Below are 19,210 nucleotides of genomic sequence, written 5' to 3'. Positions count from 1 at the left end.
AGAATGGGCCATTTTTGCCAGAAAAATCCCATTGCACTTGAGCATCGGACATTTACCGAATCGGCTCGATCGTTTTTACGGAGAAAATGAATGCTGTTTGAGCGCGTCAAGTCCCTGGATCACATACTTGAATCAGCCGAAACTAGGGGACTTAAGCGGCAACTGGGGGCATTTGACCTGACCATGCTGGGTATCGGCGCTATTATTGGAACCGGTATTTTCGTATTGACGTCGGTGGCCGCGGGCAAAGCCGGACCAGGTATGATGTTTTCGTTCGTCATTGCCGGATTCGTCTGCGGATTGGCGGCGCTGGTATATTCCGAGCTTGCCGCGATCGTTCCCGTTGCTGGATCGGCGTATACCTACTCTTACGCGGTATTTGGCGAAATGACCGCCTGGATGGTCGGCTGGGCGCTAATCCTGGAATATGCGATCGCCGCGGCCGCGGTAGCTGTGGGTTGGTCCGGCTACATCAATGGCTTTCTGCATGAGATAGACTTTGGATTACCGTTGGCCCTGACTGCGGGACCGGCCGACACGATTTTGTTGCAGGACGGCACAAGCGCCGCAGGGGGTTTCAATTTGCTGGCGTTTTTGATATCCGTTTTCGTTACTTTTCTGTTGATTATAGGTACTGCAAAAAGCGCCAGATTTACTGCCATTCTGGTGGTTGTGAAAATTATCGCCCTGACAGCATTTATCGTTCTCGCCCTCCCTGCCGTAAATTCCACCAACTTTGAACCCATGCTGCCCAATGGCTGGGGCACGCCGCTTTCCGGGGTTGGAGTCCTCGGAGCGGCCGCTTCCATTTTTTTTGCCTACGTCGGGTTTGATGCCGTCTCGACAGCTGCGGAAGAAACCGCCAACCCCAACCGAAACGTGCCGATCGGGCTGATCGGTTCATTGACGATTTGCACGGTTTTTTATTTGATCGTCGCCTATGCGGCAGTGGGTGCTGTCGGCGCACAACCTGGAAGCGAACTGTCGTTATCCAAAGAGCCCCTGGCCTTCGTGCTGCGTGAAGTGGGTTACCCCATCACTGGTAACTGGGTAGCTACCGCCGCTATCATCGCCTTGCCGTCTGTGGTGCTCATGATGCTTTACGGACAAACGCGCGTTTTGTTCACGATGTCGCATGACGGGCTCATGCCCAGGTTTTTCTCCCGCGTGCATGACCGCTTTCACACCCCGCATGTCGTCACTCTCGTTACGGGCATCGCCGTAGCCTTCTTCGCTGCGATGTTCCCCGTGGGAATGCTGGCCGATATCTCCAACACCGGCACGTTGTTCGCATTTTTCATGGTGTCTTTAGGCGTGATGGTGCTGCGCCGGCGCGAGCCCGACCGGCATCGACCTTTCAAAACACCAATGATCTGGGTTGTTGGCCCGCTCGCAATGGCGGGATGCGCCCTGCTCTTCGTCAGCCTGGGGTGGGCCACGATAAGATTATTTCTGTTTTGGGCCGTTATAGGCCTCGTCGTTTATTTCGGTTATGCCCGCAAGCACAGCCATCTGGGAAAACAGCGAGCAGCGGGTTGATCAGATTTTCAAGAATTTTCGAAAACAAAGGAGCCTCCATGAACATACTTGAATTTTCCAGGCGTAACGTAGTTTCCGCTATTCTTCTCACAGCGATGATTTCACCTGCCATTGCCTTTTCGGCCCAACCCGACAGGCCATTGAAAGGGAGTTTCGTAACGCAGGAGCAAGCCGGATTCAGGCCGGACTGCCCCTCCAAATTTGGTGGCACCACGACCGGGACGGGGACAAGCACGCATCTTGGCAAGGTTTCCTTCATTGCCATCGATTGCATAACGCCAATAGAGAAAGAGAATTACTTCACCTTTACGGGGAGGCTCACACTTATTACCGCTAACGGCGATAAGCTTACCGGAAATTACAGCGGATCATTCAAACCCGTGGATTCTGGATCCGTTTATACCCTTACGGATGCAAAATTCGAGATAAAAGGCGGAACAGGACGGTTCGCGGACGCTGAGGGAACCGCAGGGCTTAAGGGAAATCAGGACATACTGTCGGGCAAAGGGAAAATTGAATTGGACGGCACGATTTCTTATTAACGCTTCTTGCAGTCAATTCGCACCGTTTCCACATCAAAAAAATCTAGTCTTCAGCCGATAGGGAGGAAGTATGGAAAAGGCGAAATTGCTCGCCCTATTTCAGTTTACGTGCAGAGGCGTTCCCTTCACTATTTCGGGGATGAAATCGGGATAGCTCGAGTAAGAATTCCCTTGCGTGGAGTGACCGAATGCGGACTTCTTCCGGATTGTGCAGAACCTTGGCTGCCCATGGCGAAAAGCTTGATGTTCAGAAACCTGAAGCATAGAAAGTCAACTACGCAGCAATGTCCGGCGTCAATCTTCCAGGCATCTCCTTTTAATTATCCTTGGCGCCATTGCTTGTGTGCTTGTGATCCTCCGCATCATGCTTATGGCCGTGCAGGTGGTCATGCAGATGGGAATGAATGAGATTCCCGTGACGATGAAGATGGGTGTGCATGGTGAGCTTCCTGCGTATCAGTCTGGCAAATAATGCCAGGCAGAATAATGAGGCGCCAAATAATACAATTGTTGCGCCCGAAGCGGCGTTGAAAATATAGCTCAAGTAAATACCCGTGATTCCAGTTATGCCGCCTATGATGAGAGAATAAATCAGCATCCGGCTGAAACTATCAGTGAGTATTCGAGCCGTTGCTGCGGGAGTAATAAGTGTGGCGGCAATCATGGTAACGCCTACCACATTCATGGAGGCGATGATTGAAAGTGTCAGAAGGCAGGAAAATATAAGCTGTACGGCTTCCGTCCTGATGCCGAATACCTGGGCCGCCTCATTATCAAAAGTGGAAAAGAGCAACGGTCTATACATCAAGAAGATTGCAGTCATGGTCGAAATGGTGACCAGGCCGATTATCAGCAAGTCCTCGCCAGTGATACCCAGAATATTGCCGAACAGAGCCGCTTCAAAGCTTTGGCTAAAGGTGCGCACCTGACTGATAATGGCCACGCCCAACGCGAACATGGCAGTGGTCACAATACCTATCGCCGCATCCGGTTTGATCCTCCCGTTTCTGGTAATCCGATTGATCAACAGTGCGGCAAGCAGGCCCATCGCACCCGCCCCGGCATAAAAGTTGAGGTTAAGCGTAAAGCCCACCACAGCGCCACCAAATGCGGCATGCGATAAACCGTGTCCGACATAGCTCATGCTGCGCAGTATCACGTACACGCCGATCACGCCGCATAGCGAACCCACCAGTAGCGCGGCCAGCAGGCCGTGCCGGAAAAACTCATACGCCAGCGGTTCCAGGAGAAATTCCACTTACGGCTGATTGACCATGGCGTGTAAAGGCGTGCTGTTGGCGATCAGAAAGTACCCTTCGTGCCTGACTATGACAATGTCGCCGCCGTATGTTCTGGTGAGGATTTCATTGGTAAAAATATCACGTGGCCGGCCCTGCGCCACGATTCCATTATTGAAGCAGATTACCCATGGCAGGTGCGATGCAACGGCGTTGAGATCGTGCGTTGTGAGCAAAATGGTAACGCCCTCGCTGTTGATGTCGCCCAGCAGATGCAATACTTCATGCTGCGTTTTGATATCGACGCCCGATGTGGGCTCGTCCAGCACCAGAAGTTTTGGGTTATTTATAAGCGCCCTGGCGAGGAATGCGCGCTGGCGCTGACCGCCCGAGGTATTCACAATATGATGATGCAGGCACTCGTAAATGCCGAGCCTGTGAGCGAGATCATGGACGCGCTCACGTTCTTCCTTGCTGGACCACGGCCAGATACGCTTGCTGGTATACAAGCCCATCATGATTACCTCTTCAACCGTGACGGGAAAAGTCCAGTCTATACTTCCCAACTGCGGCACATAACCGACTATGCTCCGCCGCGCGACCCCTGCAGGATGTCCATCCAGTAATACATTCCCCGAGAAAACGGACTGCATGCCCAGAATGGTTTTGAGGAGCGTTGTCTTGCCGCACCCGGTGGGGCCGACAATCCCCGCAAATTGACCGAACGGGATTTCCAGCGACAACCGGGTGAACACCGGGTTGCCTTCATAGCCCGCGGTAACGTCGCTGAGGCTAACCGCAGAATTCATTTTGCCGCCGCCCGCAGGTATTCACGCAGGTGTTTACGATCAGGGCGCCGCATTGCTTGTGTCGACGCTTGCAACACAACGTGTATTCCCGCCCAGCGCCTCGGTCATGACGGCCATATTATTGGTCATCATGCCAATGAAAGAGTTGTTAGGTGAAGCGGGAAGCTCGTCATCCGAAAGCTGATCGATGAATTTGACGCCGGTTTCACGGGCGATTTGTTCCATGACTTTGCTGGGAAAAACTTCCGAACCAAAAATGGCAGGGACTTTTTCCCGTTTTATCTGCTTGATGACGCGGATTATCTCTTGCGGACCGGGTTCGGAAAAATCCGATGGCTGGATGGCTGCGATGACCTTCATGCCATAGCGGGGAGCGAAATAGGCGAAGGAGTCGTGATAGGTGACCAGCTTGCGGTTCTGCTGAGGGATGGTTTTGACGCAAGCAAAGATCGCGTTATCCAGTTTCCGCAGCTTGGCTAAATAAGTTGCCGTATTTGCGATATAGCCTTCGCGGTGTGCGGGATCGAGAGCAACGAGGCTATCCCGGATGATTTTCGCATATTGAGCGGCCAATGCAATATTGGGCCATAAGTGCGGGTTGGGATGCCCATGCTCGCGAGGAAAACTGAAATCATACCGCCAGTCCTCCTTGCGAAGGGTTCGGTTGCCGAGCCGCAAAATTTCGGTCGTCGCCTTTTTGACCTTTTCCGCCAGCTTCACAGTAGGCAATTCAAGATCAAGGCCGTTTACGATAATGATATCCGCGGCTCCCAGTATCTTCGCATCCGCGGGCGCGGGTTCAAAGGTATGGGAGTCGGTTCCATCAGGAACGATACCGGTCACGTTGGCAAGCCCTGCAGCGACATTCTGGACGATATTGGTGATGGGAGCGACCGTGGTGGCTACGGTGATCTTTTTAGCTGAGTCTTCGGAATGCGCAACGCCGGGCAGCGCCAGAACTAGCAGAAGCGATAAAAACTGGATGGCAAGCCGGACGGATTTCACGGTTCTTTATAGGGGAGCTCGTGTAAGGTTCGATTCATACATTCGTGAAATTCTTTACTTCTTAATCAGTTGACTTTGAGCTGACCTTACGGCAACCGCGATATCATACAATGTATGAAGAATCAGCTTTTCTTCATACATCACCTCGAAGATCAGGTTATTCCCATCCTGCTTATTTCGGCAAGGAGTATGAAGAACTGTAAATATCTCATACTAGGCCGAAATTAGGTAGCGTGGCCTTGGTTTCTTCCGCGTAAATTTATAAGACTCGTTCGTGCCGAATCAGCTTCGTAGCGCATTTTTGATCTCTCGAAAATTCCTTGGAATTAATCGTCCACGCAGGCCGTACGCGGACAGATCAAAATAGCTGCGTTTGCAATGCCAGGCTTGTGATAAGCTAAAAAAATACCTATCTTCTTCCTCAGGGAGACAACTTGGAGCGCCTCACCATTTCGCTGGATAATCAGCTCTCTGATCAATTTGATGAGTTTATACGCGGACGCGGCTATACTAATCGGTCCGAGGCAATGCGCGACCTGATACGCGAGCAACTGGAAGCCTCCCGCCTGGAGAAAGAGGGTGGGGGCCATTGCGTCGCCACGCTCAGCTATATATACAACCATCATGAAAGCGACTTGGCCAGCCGCGTTACCTCGGTACAGCATGACCATCACGATCTGACGTTATCCAGTATGCATGTCCATATGGATCATGATAACTGCCTCGAAGTGGTAATCCTGCGCGGCGCCACTCGGAGCGTCAAAAATTTTGCCAACCTGGTCATGGCAACACGCGGCGTTCGGCACGGCAAATTACACATGGTGCCGGTAGAGATCAAGCAGGAGCAGCATTCACCTGCCTCTGTACCGCATACTCATAGTAATCCTCTTACCTGATCCGACCTGATCTTGGGCATTGATAATCTCGTTCATGTGTGGCGCTGGACGTGATATAGATGTGATGCCTGGGGTGCGGAAAACTGAGTCGCTCGGCAGGATCAGTTTACACCGTTGCTGAAGCTGGATGCCCACGGCTCTGCCGATTTGGGTGGCGTGGCGTTGACTGTTGAATATTTGTCCGCGAAGATAAAGAATAGCACGCTAGCTCAAGTTCTCAAGGGTGGCTAGAGGCTTTACTTCGCTGCAGAGTCTGACCGATATTTGGATTTTCCCCGCAGCGGACAGAAACATCTACATGACCAGCCTGACATACTACGATTAGATTGCCTGGACTAATGAAGTCGAGGCAGGAACGTTATAGGATTGAAGAATTCTCATCGGGGCCGTCAATACGATCTCGACAATACCGATGCAGGTACAGCATACCGCCGAGTTGGGGAAGTGTAAAAATTAGCCGCGTTCATTAACAATTTGCGCTTTCACCTCATCGAGCAAACCCTGTTTCACAATGAAATCGACGATTCGGTCGACACCCTCGCCCGTGCGCAAATTGGTAAAAACGAATGGTCGCTCGCCACGCATTCTTTTCGCGTCTCGCGCCATCACTTCCAGACTTGCCCCTACATAAGGCGCAAGGTCAATCTTGTTGATTATCAAAAGTGCGGAGCGCGTAATACCGGGACCACCCTTTCGAGGTATTTTCTCCCCGGCGGCAACGTCAATGACATAAATGGTGAGATCGGACAGCTCAGGGCTGAAAGTTGACGCCAGATTATCGCCGCCCGACTCGACCAGAATGAGATCTAGATCGGGGAAATCGGCGGTCATGCGGGCTATGGCTTCCAGGTTGATCGACGCGTCCTCCCTGATCGCCGTATGCGGGCAGCCACCCGTTTCGACACCCATCAGGCGTTCAGCGGGTAGCGCATTGGCGCGTAACAAAATCTCCATATCTTCCTTGGTATAGATGTCATTGGTGATGACAGCCATCTCGTAGCGCTCCCGCATTCTTTTGCTCAGCGATTCGCACAAGGCGGTTTTTCCGGAGCCAACCGGACCACCGATTCCGACACGAAGAGGATTTGATTGTTTATTCACTTTATGATTTCCGATAAGAAAATTCAGGATCGATAGACCCGGCTGTATTGCACCTCGTGCTGCATTGAAAGCAAGGACAGGCCAGGAGCCCAATTGGATAACTCGTCATCCGCAAGCCCGCAAGCACGGTGCAATGCCGCTTCAATGGCAGGATGCAGGGAAAGCAGGAGACGCTGACCGGAAACCTGGCCGAGAGGAACAGATTTAACGCATACCAGCACCTGATTTTCGACCATCGAAAACAGCATTCCAAGCAATGCATCTTCATGCGGCACGGCCAGTGCCTCCGCAGTGCACGCAAACGCCGTCGGCAGTGGAATTTCGGGCTGACTCGCCAGTATCTCCAGCAGCGAGTCGTCTGCAATCTTTAGCTCAACCACCAGTTTACCCAGCGAGTATCCCATCTGGATTGTTTCAGCACGAAACTCGGCGGTATCGCGCGCTGCGATAAAATGTTCTGTCCAATAGCCCACAGCTTTGATGTCCCGCAGCGAAAATGCCTTCAACAAGCGCCAGAGGATCGGCGCTTCGAAATCTGAAGTTATTCTCAGAAATTCACGGATCCAGCTACGCGCCGAGCTTTCATCTTTAACCATGCCTTTTTCAATGGCCGACTCCAATCCTTGCGAATATGTATAGGCTCCAATGGGTAGCGATGGGCTTGCCAGCTGCAGCAAGGCAAGCAGCGCAGTGGATTGTAATGTCATCCTCTAGGTTTTCGGGTCGGACGGGCGATGGATTTTCTGATGTACCGGAATCGGAGCAAGCGGACCACGCGCATAGCCGTGATGGCCGTCCTCATCGTGATGATGCCCTCCTCCACTGTAAGCTCCCGCCTCCGGCTCGAACTGCGCGTTTTCCTCTATCACGACAGCACCCAACCCCTCCAGCATCTCCTTCAGCACGCTGTCCTGGCAAATACGCAAAAAGCCTGCTCCGACCTGCGTCTGTGTATGACGATTACCAAGATGGAATGCGCAGCGCAGCAAGTCATGAGGCGTACCGCAGGTAATTCGATAGGTAGGCTCCTGCGCGGCGACGATCTGAACAACGCGGCCATCACGGCCGGTGAGGAGATCGTTATTCCGCAGCACGGTGCCCCGCGGCGTGAAAATGGCGACTTCCTCTCCGGAGGAAAGCGCGGTGCGCAGACGACTGTTTTCCCTCAGCTCATAAGGCAGAACAAGCTGTGCGAAAATCAAATCCGCATTATCTATCCTGATGTCCAATGTAAGCATTTGCCGCCTCAAAACAGGAAATAGCGTTGTGCCATTGGCAGAATGTCTTCAGGTCCACAGGACAGCAGCTGACCGTCGGCACGCACTTCATAGGTTTCAGGATCTACTTCCATTTTGGGGGTCGCACCATTGTGGATCATATCCTTCTTGCGTAAATTACGTGTGTTCTTGACGGCGATCAGCGTCTTGTCCAGTTTGAGGGCATCATCAAGTCCTACATTAAGCGCCGCTTGAGAGGTAAAAGTGAAACATGATGTTTTGATCCCCCCTCCATATGCGCCGTACATGTATCGGTAGTGTACTGGCTGCGGGGTAGAGATCGACGCATTCGGGTCGCCCATCAGAGCCGCCGTAATCATGCCGCCTTTCAGAATCATAGATGGCTTGACGCCAAAGAATGCGGGCCTCCATAAGACGAGATCAGCATACTTGCCTACCTCTACCGAGCCAATCGCGTGCGAAACCCCATGCGTAATGGCGGGATTGATAGTGTACTTCGCGATGTAACGCTTCACCCGGAAGTTATCATTCCTGGATGAATCTTGCTGGAGCGTTCCACGCTGCAGCTTCATCTTATGCGCGGTTTGCCAGGTTCGAAGGACAACCTCGCCGACCCGTCCCATTGCCTGCGAATCCGATGACATCATAGAAATGGCGCCCATGTCATGCAGAATATCTTCGGCGGCAATAGTCTCCTTGCGGATGCGCGATTCAGCAAATGCAAGATCTTCCGCAATGTGAGATTGCAGGTGATGACAGATCATGACCATATCCAGGTGTTCATCCAGGGTGTTGACCGTGTAGGGCATGGTAGGGTTGGTGGATGATGGCAATACATTGTCGTACCCCACCGCCGCCATGATGTCTGGCGCGTGACCGCCTCCGGCTCCCTCGGTATGAAAAGTATGAATGGTCCGGTCTTTCATCGCCGCGATTGTTCTGTCCAGATAACCGCCTTCGTTAAGGGTATCCGAGTGAATCGCGACTTGCACATCATACTTGTCTGCAACGTTGAGACAGTTGTCGATGGCGGCATAGGTTGAACCCCAGTCTTCGTGCAGCTTCATGCCACATACCCCGGCAAGAACCTGCTCCTCCAGCGGTGTCGGCAGACTGGCGCTACCCTTGCCAAACAAACCGGTATTCATCACTATGCCATCTGAGGCTCTCAACATCGAATGAATGTGCCAGGGTCCCGAAGTACAATTAGTCGCCACCGAGCCGACCGCCGGGCCGCTACCTCCGCCCAGCATGGTGGTGGTCCCACTCATCATCGCCTCTTCAGCCTGCTGCGGCGAGATGAAGTGAATATGGGTATCGATACCCCCGGCCGTGACAATCATATTCTCACCAGCGATGATTTCCGTCGCAGCGCCAATCGGCATGGTCACGTTGGGCTGGATATCCGGGTTACCGGATTTGCCGATGGCGGCAATCTTGCCATCCTTCAGGCCAATATCGGCCTTGACAATACCCCAGTGATCAACAATTACCGCATTGGTAATGACCGTATCCATTACATCAGCATGATTGCGCTGTGACTGGCCCATGCCGTCGCGAATCACTTTGCCGCCACCGAATATTACTTCTTCGCCATAGGTAGTGAAGTCTTTTTCAACTTCAATGATAAGTTCCGTATCAGCCAGGCGGATACGATCGCCAGTGGTAGGACCTACCATTTCAGCATAGGCCTGGCGGGAAATTTTAACGCTCATCTCTGGCTCCTTTCTTTATGACAGATCGGGATTGAGGAAGCTTTGGTTATTTCAGGTTACTTCAATTTGCCCATTACCTTCTGATTAAATCCATACACAATCCTGTCTCCCCCGAACTCAACCAGTTCAACGGTGCGTTCCTGGCCCGGTTCAAAGCGCACCGCCGTGCCCGCCATAATATTGAGGCGCATCCCGTAAGCCGCCTCGTGATCAAAATCAAGTGCCGCATTCACCTCGAAAAAATGAAAGTGTGAACCGACTTGTATCGGCCGATCACCCCCATTGGAGACCTTTATGGTTTTCGTATTTCTTCCGACATTAATCTCGATGTCGCCAGGCTCTGTAAACACTTCTCCTGGAACTAATGGTATTCTGCGCATCGTAATCTCCTGTTTTCAAGGAATGGGGTTGTGAACCACCACGAGCTTGGTTCCATCCGGGAACGTGGCCTCGACCTGGATATCAGGGATCATCTCGGGAACACCTTCCATCACATCGGGACGGGCAAGTATCTTCCTACCCTCGGACATGAGCTCGGCAACCGTATTGCCATTGCGCGCGCCCTCCATTATTGCACAGGTGATCAGTGCTACCGCCTCCGGATAATTAAGCCGCAGACCGCGCGCCTTGCGCCTTTCCGCAACCAATCCAGCGGTAAATATCAGAAGCTTGTCTTTCTCCCTCGGGGTAAGGTCCATTATTTTCTCCTCCGCAAAATAATAATTTCGACACTGCTCAGCCTGAAGCCCGTCTTTCTTCCAATGAAAAAAAATACCCCTCACTGGACGGGTATCATGTGTTCCACATGCGTGGCACGATCGCCGGACGGCCGAGCATTGCAGGGCGCAACAAACCCCAAATATGCAGCATGATACGCCTTGCCGTTTCGCTCGAATCTCCAAGGTAACGTGCCACCACTACCGACTTGAGTTGGGAAACGCCAATATGACCGGCGCCATTCGCTATTTCGTCCGCCTCTTCCCGCGCTGAATCGATCAGCGTCCCCGGCACTGCTTTTCCGGTTGAAATAAGTGTTGCGCAAACCGTCCTGCCTGATAGTGCAAGAGAGCCTTTCATGGCAGGGCTCCCGCCCAGTAGCCGGAGTTGCTCGAACCAGATCAGTTTTCCGTCGCGACGAATGCTGGTGCGCTGCCTGATCTGGCCGCCCGTGAACGATTCGCCGGACGCAGTGCGGCCAAAGCATAAAATTTCACAACCGATGTAGACTGCCTCTTTCTCCAGCGTGACTTGATGATCAAGCGCCACCCGTGCATTATCGAAAAAAATGGTTTCCTGTGGCGCCCACTCTAGCGATCCACGGGTGTCGACATGCAGACGTATATTCTGGCGCGAAACATGCCCGTTGGCTTTGTACCATTTGGCCGCGCCCGGCGTGGTGATTTGTGCCAGTGCTGATTCACCGACCCGAGCCGAAATCTCAAGCTCATCCCCGCCAACCACTCCGCCAGGCGGATGGATGATGACTACCTGGCAAACCTCGCGCCCTTCCGGGTAGAGGGGTTTCTGCACCAGCAGAGGACCGAAATGATCGCGCTCCACCAGCCGGGTCGTGCCACTATCCTCTGCAAATTTCAGAGACAGGCGTGCCTGCAAAGGCGCATTGGTAAGCGAGCGCAGCATCGGTTGGGGTGAGTATTGTTGGGAGTATGTGCTATTAAACGGGGCTACAAGATCTTGCTGGATAAGAAGATTTTCTGCATGAGAAGTCGAGCACATTCTTGTTATTTGTTTTTTGTAAATTAGCGAGCCCACTCGATGGCACAACCTCTTGGCGACGCTTACCCATGGCGATTCGTGCGCAACTTCGATTATTCTTTGGGTTTCCCGGGCTCGCCCAAAAATAGCGATTTGAATCCGAGGTAGCGCTGGGGTTCCTCCTCGGGGATAATTTCGGGAGTCAAGCTGGCAAGTTCGGCTTCCAGTTCGACGATGCGTCGCTCCAGCCCTATCTTGTCCTGCTCCAGACGCGCAACCTTCTGACGAAGGCGCGAACGTGTCCATCGGCTCTTTATCATACTTGGCGATGACATCAGTCCGGCAATGAGCACGCCCAGACCAAGTGCGAGCAGCAGCACCAGGGCCAGCGACCCCTCGAAATTCCACATGGCCAGGGTTACCGTCACCGGTACATTATTCTGCAGAGCAAACCCTACAACGCATATAGCGAGAGCGACACCGATTATTAAAAGCAGATGCATGGCTTTATCCTGCTATTTGACTGCTATCGTTGGCAAGCTCCGTACTATCCCGGCTTTCCCGCCATGAAGAACAAGGAAGAACAAGGAAATTTTGCGCTATCGGGCATTTCCTTGAATTTTTGCTGTTTTGTTAACTCAGGGTTTACCGTCTCCCATCCTGTCCGCTTGAGAAAGATTTTTTTCGTTATCTTCCGTTATGTGAAAAAAGACTTCATCCTCCCTGATCATGCCCAACTCGCTGCGAGCCCGCTCTTCAATGGCTTCATAACCCTGCTTGAGGTCGCGTACTTCCGCGTCCAGCGCGGCATTTCGGCTCTTCAGTTTCTGGTTGATTTCGTACTGCGTCATGACCTGCTGATCAACTTCCCATACTTTAAGCCAGCTACCCTTGCCCAGCCATAGCGGATATTGCAGCAGGACAATCAACGCAGTGAGTATAAAGCTCAATACTTTCACTTGAACATCTCTCAAGACCACAGCTCGCGAGAAACCGCTACTTGCGACTTTCCCCGCTTCGCGGCATCGCGTTCAATTATATGCGTGCTTCAAATTTCTTCCGCTGCCTGCCAGAAAAACGAGTCGAAAAACTATGCAGCGTTCTATCTCAACTGGTAGAAAGCGTCCCGCCCCGGATAGTTTGCGGCATCACCCAGATCTTCCTCGATGCGCAGCAACTGGTTGTACTTCGCAAGACGGTCGGAGCGGGAAAGTGAACCGGCCTTGATCTGCAAGGTATTGGCGGCTACAGCGAAATCGGCGATAGTGGTATCCTCGGTTTCACCGGAACGGTGGGAAACCACGGCGGTATAGCCTGCGCGCTTCGCGCTTTCGATAGCGGAAAAAGCTTCCGTAAGCGTCCCGATCTGGTTGAGTTTGATAAGTATGGAATTGGCTATGCCTTGCGCGACCCCTTCTTTCAGAATGCTGGCATTCGTCACAAAGATATCATCACCGACCAGTTGCACGGATTTTCCCAGTCTGCTCGTGAGCAGCTTCCAGCCGTCCCAGTCGTGTTCGCTCATGCCATCTTCGATGCTGAGAATAGGATACTTGTCTATCCAGGTGGCCAGATAATCGGCAAATTGCCCTGAATCCAGGCTCAACCCATCCGATGTCAGATGATATCTGCCATCCCGGTAAAATTCCGAACTGGCGCAGTCCAGCCCAATGGCGACATCAGGGCCCGGCAGGTAGCCGGCTTTCTCTATGGCCTCAACGATCAGTTGCAATGCCGCTTCATTACTGGCCAGATTGGGCGCAAACCCGCCTTCGTCGCCAACGGCGGTGTGCATCCCCTTGCTGTCAAGCAAGCCTTTTAATGTATGAAATATTTCAGCGCCACAGCGCAGTGCTTCACGAAAGCTCTGTGCTCCCAATGGGATGATCACGAACTCCTGCATATCGATGTTATTGTTGGCATGCGCGCCGCCATTGATTACATTCAGCATGGGTACGGGCATCGACATCGGTCCGGCACCGCCCAGATAGCGGTATAACGGCAGCCCGGACTCCTCTGCCGCCGCTTTCGCCACCGCAAGCGATACCGCAAGAATCGCGTTGGCGCCGAGTCTCGATTTGTTGCCACTGCCGTCCAGATCAATAAGCGTCCGGTCGATAAAATTCTGATCCATAGCGTCCAGACCCATGATGGCTTCGGAAATTTCGGTATTCACATTTTCCACCGCTTTCAATACGCCTTTTCCGAAATAGCGCTGAGCAGCCCCATCGCGTAATTCGACAGCCTCCCGGGTGCCAACCGATGCGCCCGAAGGCACAGCTGCCCGTCCCAGCACGCCGGATTCGAGCAATACATCTGCTTCCACGGTAGGGTTTCCGCGCGAATCAAGAATTTCGCGGGCGATGACATCTACAATTGCACTCATGCTATTTTCCCTGGGTCATTTATTTATAAGTTATTAAAAACTGCTTTGCTAAGTATTCAGGCCTCGTGGCGAGACGAACTGAAGATAAAAGAAGATAAAAGGAAAGGAAATCGCTGGCACGTTCGCCTGAATTCCGTCATATATTCGGATGGGTTAAAGCTTTATTTTGGTTTTGATCATGAAGGAATCTTCAGCCGGGAATTGGATTTTCCCGAGCCAGCTTCAACCAGACTTAATTCTTTTCTATTGGATGGCGCTTATGGCAATGTTTTTCATTTTACCGGATGGCGATGCTTCGGCTGCGGCGCCTTCAGCTTCGAAGCGCGTACCGGCAAAAGCGGCGGCAGCCTCAATGAATGCGGTGAATAGCGGATGCCCCGCCTTGGGGGTGGACGTGAATTCCGGATGAAACTGGCAGGCGACAAACCAGGGATGCTCGCTCTCCGGCAATTCAACCATCTCACATAAGCCTTCTCCTGCCGAGACAGCGCTTACGCGCAGCCCAGCTTTTTCCAACCGGGGAATATATTCATTGTTGACTTCATAACGATGGCGATGCCGCTCGACGATTTTATCCATTCCATAGATTTTCCGGACAAGCGAACCTTCCCTCAGTAAACATTCCTGTCCACCCAGACGCATGGTGCCGCCGAGATCAGACGTGGCGTTGCGAGTTTCCAACTGACCTTCACGGGTACGCCATTCCGTAGTCAGAGCAATAACGGGATAAGGTGTGTCGGGATTGAATTCAGTGCTATGCGCGCCTTCCATTTCGGCTTTGTCACGGGCATATTCGATTACTGCCAATTGCATGCCCAGACAGATACCGAGATAAGGAATGCGGTTTATTCGCGCATGGCGGATAGCCATTATCTTGCCTTCCACTCCGCGCTTGCCGAAGCCGCCGGGAACCAGTATTGCATCCATACCTTTGAGGCAGTCGGTTCCATCCTTCGCGATATTTTCCGAATCCGTATAATGGATGTTGATTTTGCTGCGAGTATGAATTCCAGCGTGTATCAGCGCTTCCGACAAAGACTTGTAAGATTCCGTCAAATCCACATATTTCCCCACCAGCGCAATTTCTATCGTGCGTTGAGGATGCTCCAGTGCATGCACCAGCTTTTTCCAGATGCCCAGATCAGCGGCCTTCGCGAGAATATGCAGCTTGTGGCAGACAATTTCGTCCAGCATCTGTTCATGCAGCAGCGCGGGGATCTTGTAAATGCTGTCTACATCCAATGCCAGAATCACCGCTTCTTCCCGAACATTGGTAAACAGCGCAATCTTGTGGCGTTCATCTCCCGATAGCTCGCGGTCGGCACGACACAGCAGCACATCCGGCTGAATGCCGATTTCGCGCAACTCCTTTACCGAATGCTGAGTCGGCTTGGTTTTCAACTCTCCTGCAGACGTGATATAGGGCAGTAAGGTGAGGTGGATAAAACAGGTATCCTCGCGCGGAAGCTGCACCGCCATCTGCCGGATCGCTTCGAGAAACGGCAGGGATTCTATATCGCCGACCGTTCCGCCGATCTCGACGATTGCTACCTTGGCGTCGCCCGCGCCAGCCTTGATGTGCAGTTTGATTTCGTCGGTGATGTGCGGAATAACCTGTACCGTCCCACCCAGATAGTCCCCGCGCCGCTCCTTCTTGATCACACTCTCATAAACCTGACCAGTGGTGAAGTTATTGCGCCTGCTCATCCTGGCGCTGATGAAACGCTCGTAATGCCCAAGATCGAGGTCGGTTTCCGCTCCATCCTCGGTTACGAATACTTCACCGTGCTGAAAGGGACTCATCGTGCCGGGATCCACATTGATATAGGGATCCAGCTTGAGCATCGTCACTTTGATGCCGCGAGTTTCGAGAATAGCTGCGAGAGAGGCCGCGGCGATGCCTTTTCCCAAGGAAGATACGACACCACCTGTCACAAATACATACTTTGTCATGGCTGCTTATGATACCGGAAAAGGCCTTCCCGGACAAACTGACCGGGATAGCGAAGCGGGTGTTTTACCGAAAAACCGATTCGGTCATACTGCGATTCATCCTTTTTACCCGGTTTTTATTACAGGGAGCATATCGAAAGGAGATATCGGTTTAACGGCAGCTTCGGGTAAAAAATAATAGTCGGAAATGATAGGATAGCAGGATTTTGTCTACGCACTTGGCACACGTTTCATCCCTGCCCATCCAGTGCCCTGCGAAGGATTATTTAGAGAATCCTGAAAATAGCAAAGTACAGGGCTATGTTGATGGTTGTAGCGGTTGCTGGGCACTGAGCGCAATGCCGCGTATAAAGCTGTTACAAAAAACGCTAGCGAAAAGAAAATGACGACTATTGATCGGCTTATGCAGGTAGGGAAAGTGTAGCGTAATCGTCAAAAGACGTCGTTAATTTCAACCTCTGTTCCCGCCTGCACCAGATCGAACAATTCCAGCAAATCGCTGTTACGCATACGAATGCATCCGATGGAACCAGGTTTGCCCATTTGCACACTATCCGGGCTGCCATGAATATAGATGTAACGGCGCATGGTGTCCACCTTCCCCAGACGATTGAAGCCAGGTTCACATCCTGAAAGCCAAAGAATGCGCGTTAAAATCCAATCGCGTCCCGGGAAGCTTGCACCCAGTTCAGGCGTATAGATTTCCCCGGTTGGCCGGCGTCTTACGAATACTGTATTGACCGGCTGGCCCTTGCCGATCTTCGCGCGAATGACGTGTTTCCCCAACGGTGTGCAAAAACTGCCGTACTGCTGCCCCACCCCCTTTCCAGCTGAAGAAATGCTATATTGTTCGACAATACTATTGTTATTATCGTATAAATCAAGCTGTTGAGATGGGATATTAATGACAATTCTCATTAATTCCCCGCGCTGCTGTTACCCTTGTTTTTCGGCGTTTTTCAAAAAATTGCTTTAACTTTCCGCCCCCCTCCTCTGCGAGGATGCCGCCGGTCATTTCCATGTGATGATTCAACCTCAGCTCTGCCGTTAAGTCGATCACGCTCCCGCACGCTCCCGTCTTCGGATCCGCCGCTCCATAAACCAGTCGCGCAATACGCGCATGAAAAATCGCTCCTACACACATGGAACAGGGTTCCAGCGTCACATAAAGCGTGCAATCCGCCAAACGGTAATTACCGAGAGATCGTGCAGCGTCCCGTAGCGCCATTACCTCCGCGTGGGCGGTGGGATCCGCTGTCGAAATTGGACAATTATAACCACGTCCGATGATCGCTCCATTCTTCACTACCACCGCGCCTACGGGCACCTCGCCTGCTGCTTCTGCCTGTACCGCAAGCTCGAGCGCTGCACGCATAAAATCAATATCTCCGCTGCTCATGCTCATTCACGTTCCAGGTTGCAGTAAAAATTTCTGTTGAACTAGGGAACCAACCATCTCTGCTCATTCTTGAGCAACTTTCGTACGGATTTATCGGATTTATCGTCCTTGCTATTAGGAACAATATGGTCTAAGAAAATAGTAGGTCGCAGTTATACCATTTCGGCGCGGAACTTAAATAATCTTTTCGGGGAATGTGATATGCCTAAATCTGTACGAAAAAAACTGAAGTCGCTCAAGTCGCTCAAGGGGGAAGATAAAGACAGGATGGCACGCTTATTTGAAGAGATTACCGGCAAAGTGCAAGAGATGAGCACAATAATGAATCGTCTGCATGGCACGCCTGTTCACTGGTCACACTTCAGAATCTCGTCTTCAGGCGCATCCGAAGCTGATGGACCCTTCGTACTTATCGTAGTATGCAACGAAGAAACCGGAGAGTGTGGATGCTACGACCACGAGGCCGGAACATGCGGTCCCTGTCCTGACCTGAATTAATAGTGTTCCTATAGAGCAGTTTGAAAGTGTACGTCAAGACACCCCCTTGCAAGTACGCTCTTATTGGGCATACGAAAGGTATTATCGCTTAATCCGCGTTCCGCTTATACATAAGGCACAGCAGCACCAATAGCATGTGGGTGAGGTTAGTAGCGTAAAGGTATTTGCCAGCCAGGAGAAATGATCATGACAATGAAGCATATAGCTGGCCCGAACGATTGGCCCAGGCTGCCGCCGCTGGAAGGGTGGCAGGACACTTGTACCACGCTCAATATGTGGGCACAGGTAGTCGGTAAAATCCGATTGACGCTCTCCCCGGACATCAACCACAGTTGGGGTTCTACACTTTATGTTACCACGCGCGGCCTCACAACTTCGCCCATCCCCTACGGGATGTTTACATTTGCCATCGACTTCGATTTCATCTCTCACGCGCTGCACATCACGACTTCGCAAGGCAATGATCGCTCATTCGCTCTAGAACCGATGTCTGTCGCCAACTTCTACCGCAAGACTATGCAGGCGCTGGCCGAACTCGGTATCGAGGTCAGGATCTTTACCCGCCCGGTCGAGGTGGAGGTGGCAATACCATTTGAGAAAGATGAGCAGCATGCGAGCTACGACGCGAACGCGGCTTCCCTCTTCTGGCATGCGCTCGTGCAGACCGATTGCGTCTTCAAGGATTTCCGCGCCCGCTTCATAGGCAAGGTGAGCCCGGTGCATTTCTTCTGGGGAGGCATTGACCTGGCTGTGACCCGGTTTTCCGGACGAACCGCCCCGAAGCATCCTGGCGGCTTTCCTAACGTTGCCGACAGGATAACGCAAGAAGCGTATTCCCACGAGGTATCGAGCGCAGGCTTTTGGCCGGGGACGGGCTTGGGCGAAGCCGCGTTCTACTCTTACGCCTATCCCAGCCCCGCCGGTTTCAACGACTATCCAGTTCAGCCAGAGGCCGCGTATTTTCATGGCAAGCTGGGCGAGTTTATCCTTCCCTATGAAGCCGTGCGTACAGCCGCAAATCCTCCACAGACGCTGCTCTCTTTTCTCCAGACCACCTATGAGGCTGCCGCCACGCTGGGGGATTGGGACCGGTCAGCACTGGAGCGCGAGATCGCACCAGCATGACAAGACGCTGCAGCAAGACCGCAACACTTGAACAGGACAGGAAGCGGTGG

Annotated in this window: 22 protein-coding genes; 6 read left to right on the top strand and 16 right to left on the bottom strand. The window is 52.3% G+C overall.

Features of this window, described 5'->3' with window-relative positions; genetic code table 11:
• The first annotated feature begins 90 nt into the window (after positions 1-90).
• Both BMX66_RS00850 and BMX66_RS00845 read left to right on the top strand, forming a co-directional pair.
• On the top strand, positions 91-1,539 hold the full coding sequence (locus BMX66_RS00850; protein ID WP_090877464.1) for an amino acid permease: 1,449 nt from the start codon (positions 91-93) through the stop codon (positions 1,537-1,539).
• Positions 1,540-1,577: 38 nt separating this feature from the next.
• On the top strand, positions 1,578-2,081 hold the full coding sequence (locus BMX66_RS00845; protein WP_090879620.1) for a hypothetical protein: 504 nt from the start codon (positions 1,578-1,580) through the stop codon (positions 2,079-2,081).
• 316 nt (positions 2,082-2,397) lie between these two features.
• Here the strand turns inward: BMX66_RS00845 and BMX66_RS00840 are convergent, their stop codons facing one another.
• The 3 genes from BMX66_RS00840 to BMX66_RS00830 are packed head-to-tail and all read right to left on the bottom strand — an operon-like array spanning position 2,398 to position 5,133.
• Positions 2,398-3,339 carry a metal ABC transporter permease gene (locus BMX66_RS00840; protein WP_090877461.1) on the bottom strand — a complete coding sequence of 314 codons (942 nt, stop codon included), beginning with the start codon at positions 3,337-3,339 and terminating at the stop codon, positions 2,398-2,400.
• Positions 3,340-4,128, bottom strand: a complete 789-nt coding sequence (locus BMX66_RS00835) for a metal ABC transporter ATP-binding protein (protein WP_090877459.1) — start codon at positions 4,126-4,128, stop codon at positions 3,340-3,342.
• 39 nt (positions 4,129-4,167) lie between these two features.
• On the bottom strand, positions 4,168-5,133 hold the full coding sequence (locus BMX66_RS00830) for a metal ABC transporter substrate-binding protein (protein ID WP_090877457.1): 966 nt from the start codon (positions 5,131-5,133) through the stop codon (positions 4,168-4,170).
• Between the two features lie 434 nt (positions 5,134-5,567).
• Between BMX66_RS00830 and nikR the strand changes: the two genes are divergently transcribed.
• A complete protein-coding gene (gene nikR / locus BMX66_RS00825; protein WP_090877455.1) occupies positions 5,568-6,029 on the top strand; it encodes a nickel-responsive transcriptional regulator NikR in 462 nt (153 codons plus the stop codon).
• Positions 6,030-6,482: 453 nt separating this feature from the next.
• On the opposite strand, the gene ureG is transcribed toward nikR, so the two are convergent.
• From ureG to BMX66_RS00770, 11 genes are all read right to left on the bottom strand, one after another.
• Positions 6,483-7,130: an urease accessory protein UreG gene (ureG, locus tag BMX66_RS00820; protein ID WP_090877453.1), complete on the bottom strand. Its 648-nt coding sequence runs from the start codon at positions 7,128-7,130 to the stop codon at positions 6,483-6,485.
• Between the two features lie 23 nt (positions 7,131-7,153).
• Positions 7,154-7,837, bottom strand: coding sequence for an urease accessory protein UreF (locus tag BMX66_RS00815; RefSeq protein ID WP_090877451.1), 684 nt, complete (start codon positions 7,835-7,837; stop codon positions 7,154-7,156).
• 3 nt (positions 7,838-7,840) lie between these two features.
• Entirely contained in the window at positions 7,841-8,368 is a 528-nt protein-coding gene (ureE, locus tag BMX66_RS00810) for an urease accessory protein UreE (protein ID WP_090877450.1), read from the bottom strand.
• Between the two features lie 8 nt (positions 8,369-8,376).
• Positions 8,377-10,083 carry an urease subunit alpha gene (ureC, locus tag BMX66_RS00805; protein WP_090877448.1) on the bottom strand — a complete coding sequence of 569 codons (1,707 nt, stop codon included), beginning with the start codon at positions 10,081-10,083 and terminating at the stop codon, positions 8,377-8,379.
• A gap of 56 nt (positions 10,084-10,139) precedes the next feature.
• Positions 10,140-10,463 carry an urease subunit beta gene (locus BMX66_RS00800; RefSeq protein WP_090877446.1) on the bottom strand — a complete coding sequence of 108 codons (324 nt, stop codon included), beginning with the start codon at positions 10,461-10,463 and terminating at the stop codon, positions 10,140-10,142.
• 15 nt (positions 10,464-10,478) lie between these two features.
• Positions 10,479-10,781 (bottom strand): urease subunit gamma, encoded by a 303-nt coding sequence (gene ureA / locus BMX66_RS00795; protein WP_090877444.1) that lies wholly within the window; start codon positions 10,779-10,781, stop codon positions 10,479-10,481.
• A gap of 94 nt (positions 10,782-10,875) precedes the next feature.
• Positions 10,876-11,724, bottom strand: a complete 849-nt coding sequence (locus tag BMX66_RS00790) for an urease accessory protein UreD (RefSeq protein WP_177168714.1) — start codon at positions 11,722-11,724, stop codon at positions 10,876-10,878.
• Positions 11,725-11,912: 188 nt separating this feature from the next.
• Complete coding sequence (locus BMX66_RS00785) at positions 11,913-12,302, bottom strand: lipopolysaccharide assembly protein LapA domain-containing protein (protein ID WP_090877440.1); 390 nt, start codon at positions 12,300-12,302, stop codon at positions 11,913-11,915.
• A gap of 135 nt (positions 12,303-12,437) precedes the next feature.
• A complete protein-coding gene (gene ftsB / locus BMX66_RS00780; RefSeq protein ID WP_090877438.1) occupies positions 12,438-12,758 on the bottom strand; it encodes a cell division protein FtsB in 321 nt (106 codons plus the stop codon).
• A gap of 143 nt (positions 12,759-12,901) precedes the next feature.
• A complete protein-coding gene (gene eno, locus BMX66_RS00775; RefSeq protein WP_090877436.1) occupies positions 12,902-14,185 on the bottom strand; it encodes a phosphopyruvate hydratase in 1,284 nt (427 codons plus the stop codon).
• A 243-nt stretch (positions 14,186-14,428) separates the two neighbouring features.
• Positions 14,429-16,138 (bottom strand): CTP synthase, encoded by a 1,710-nt coding sequence (locus tag BMX66_RS00770; RefSeq protein WP_090877434.1) that lies wholly within the window; start codon positions 16,136-16,138, stop codon positions 14,429-14,431.
• Between BMX66_RS00770 and BMX66_RS00765 the strand changes: the two genes are divergently transcribed.
• Positions 16,137-16,316 (top strand): hypothetical protein, encoded by a 180-nt coding sequence (locus BMX66_RS00765; RefSeq protein ID WP_090877432.1) that lies wholly within the window; start codon positions 16,137-16,139, stop codon positions 16,314-16,316. The genes BMX66_RS00770 and BMX66_RS00765 overlap by 2 nt on opposite strands.
• 254 nt (positions 16,317-16,570) lie before the next feature.
• Here the strand turns inward: BMX66_RS00765 and BMX66_RS00760 are convergent, their stop codons facing one another.
• Positions 16,571-17,056, bottom strand: a complete 486-nt coding sequence (locus BMX66_RS00760; RefSeq protein WP_090877430.1) for a L,D-transpeptidase — start codon at positions 17,054-17,056, stop codon at positions 16,571-16,573.
• On the bottom strand, positions 17,040-17,537 hold the full coding sequence (tadA, locus tag BMX66_RS00755) for a tRNA adenosine(34) deaminase TadA (protein WP_090879618.1): 498 nt from the start codon (positions 17,535-17,537) through the stop codon (positions 17,040-17,042). The genes BMX66_RS00760 and tadA overlap by 17 nt, the downstream gene beginning before the upstream one ends.
• A gap of 201 nt (positions 17,538-17,738) precedes the next feature.
• Here tadA and BMX66_RS00750 point away from each other — a divergent pair, with 201 nt between their 5' ends.
• Together BMX66_RS00750 and BMX66_RS00745 are read left to right on the top strand one after the other, a co-directional pair.
• Entirely contained in the window at positions 17,739-18,035 is a 297-nt protein-coding gene (locus BMX66_RS00750) for a hypothetical protein (protein WP_090877429.1), read from the top strand.
• Positions 18,036-18,221: 186 nt separating this feature from the next.
• On the top strand, positions 18,222-19,160 hold the full coding sequence (locus tag BMX66_RS00745; protein WP_090877427.1) for a DUF5996 family protein: 939 nt from the start codon (positions 18,222-18,224) through the stop codon (positions 19,158-19,160).
• Positions 19,161-19,210: the final 50 nt, after the last annotated feature.

Origin of the sequence: Nitrosovibrio sp. Nv6 (assembly GCF_900110495.1) — a bacterium.
GTDB lineage: Bacteria > Pseudomonadota > Gammaproteobacteria > Burkholderiales > Nitrosomonadaceae > Nitrosospira.
The sequence above is the reverse complement of the archived record's forward strand: the minus strand, read 5'-3'. Positions and strand labels throughout refer to the sequence as shown.

What these genes read in the sequence shown, in the direction of transcription:
- BMX66_RS00800 (WP_090877446.1), bottom strand. Translation starts at nt 10,463, where the DNA reads ATGCGCAGAATACCATTAGTTCCAGGAGAAGTGTTTACAGAGCCTGGC.
- BMX66_RS00850 (WP_090877464.1), top strand. Translation starts at nt 91, where the DNA reads ATGCTGTTTGAGCGCGTCAAGTCCCTGGATCACATACTTGAATCAGCC.
- ureA (WP_090877444.1), bottom strand. Translation starts at nt 10,781, where the DNA reads ATGGACCTTACCCCGAGGGAGAAAGACAAGCTTCTGATATTTACCGCT.
- BMX66_RS00770 (WP_090877434.1), bottom strand. Translation starts at nt 16,138, where the DNA reads ATGACAAAGTATGTATTTGTGACAGGTGGTGTCGTATCTTCCTTGGGA.
- eno (WP_090877436.1), bottom strand. Translation starts at nt 14,185, where the DNA reads ATGAGTGCAATTGTAGATGTCATCGCCCGCGAAATTCTTGATTCGCGC.
- tadA (WP_090879618.1), bottom strand. Translation starts at nt 17,537, where the DNA reads ATGAGCAGCGGAGATATTGATTTTATGCGTGCAGCGCTCGAGCTTGCG.
- BMX66_RS00815 (WP_090877451.1), bottom strand. Translation starts at nt 7,837, where the DNA reads ATGACATTACAATCCACTGCGCTGCTTGCCTTGCTGCAGCTGGCAAGC.
- ureE (WP_090877450.1), bottom strand. Translation starts at nt 8,368, where the DNA reads ATGCTTACATTGGACATCAGGATAGATAATGCGGATTTGATTTTCGCA.
- BMX66_RS00835 (WP_090877459.1), bottom strand. Translation starts at nt 4,128, where the DNA reads ATGAATTCTGCGGTTAGCCTCAGCGACGTTACCGCGGGCTATGAAGGC.
- BMX66_RS00760 (WP_090877430.1), bottom strand. Translation starts at nt 17,056, where the DNA reads ATGAGAATTGTCATTAATATCCCATCTCAACAGCTTGATTTATACGAT.
- BMX66_RS00765 (WP_090877432.1), top strand. Translation starts at nt 16,137, where the DNA reads ATGGCTGCTTATGATACCGGAAAAGGCCTTCCCGGACAAACTGACCGG.
- ureC (WP_090877448.1), bottom strand. Translation starts at nt 10,083, where the DNA reads ATGAGCGTTAAAATTTCCCGCCAGGCCTATGCTGAAATGGTAGGTCCT.
- BMX66_RS00745 (WP_090877427.1), top strand. Translation starts at nt 18,222, where the DNA reads ATGACAATGAAGCATATAGCTGGCCCGAACGATTGGCCCAGGCTGCCG.
- BMX66_RS00845 (WP_090879620.1), top strand. Translation starts at nt 1,578, where the DNA reads ATGAACATACTTGAATTTTCCAGGCGTAACGTAGTTTCCGCTATTCTT.
- BMX66_RS00785 (WP_090877440.1), bottom strand. Translation starts at nt 12,302, where the DNA reads ATGCATCTGCTTTTAATAATCGGTGTCGCTCTCGCTATATGCGTTGTA.
- BMX66_RS00750 (WP_090877429.1), top strand. Translation starts at nt 17,739, where the DNA reads ATGCCTAAATCTGTACGAAAAAAACTGAAGTCGCTCAAGTCGCTCAAG.
- BMX66_RS00790 (WP_177168714.1), bottom strand. Translation starts at nt 11,724, where the DNA reads ATGCTGCGCTCGCTTACCAATGCGCCTTTGCAGGCACGCCTGTCTCTG.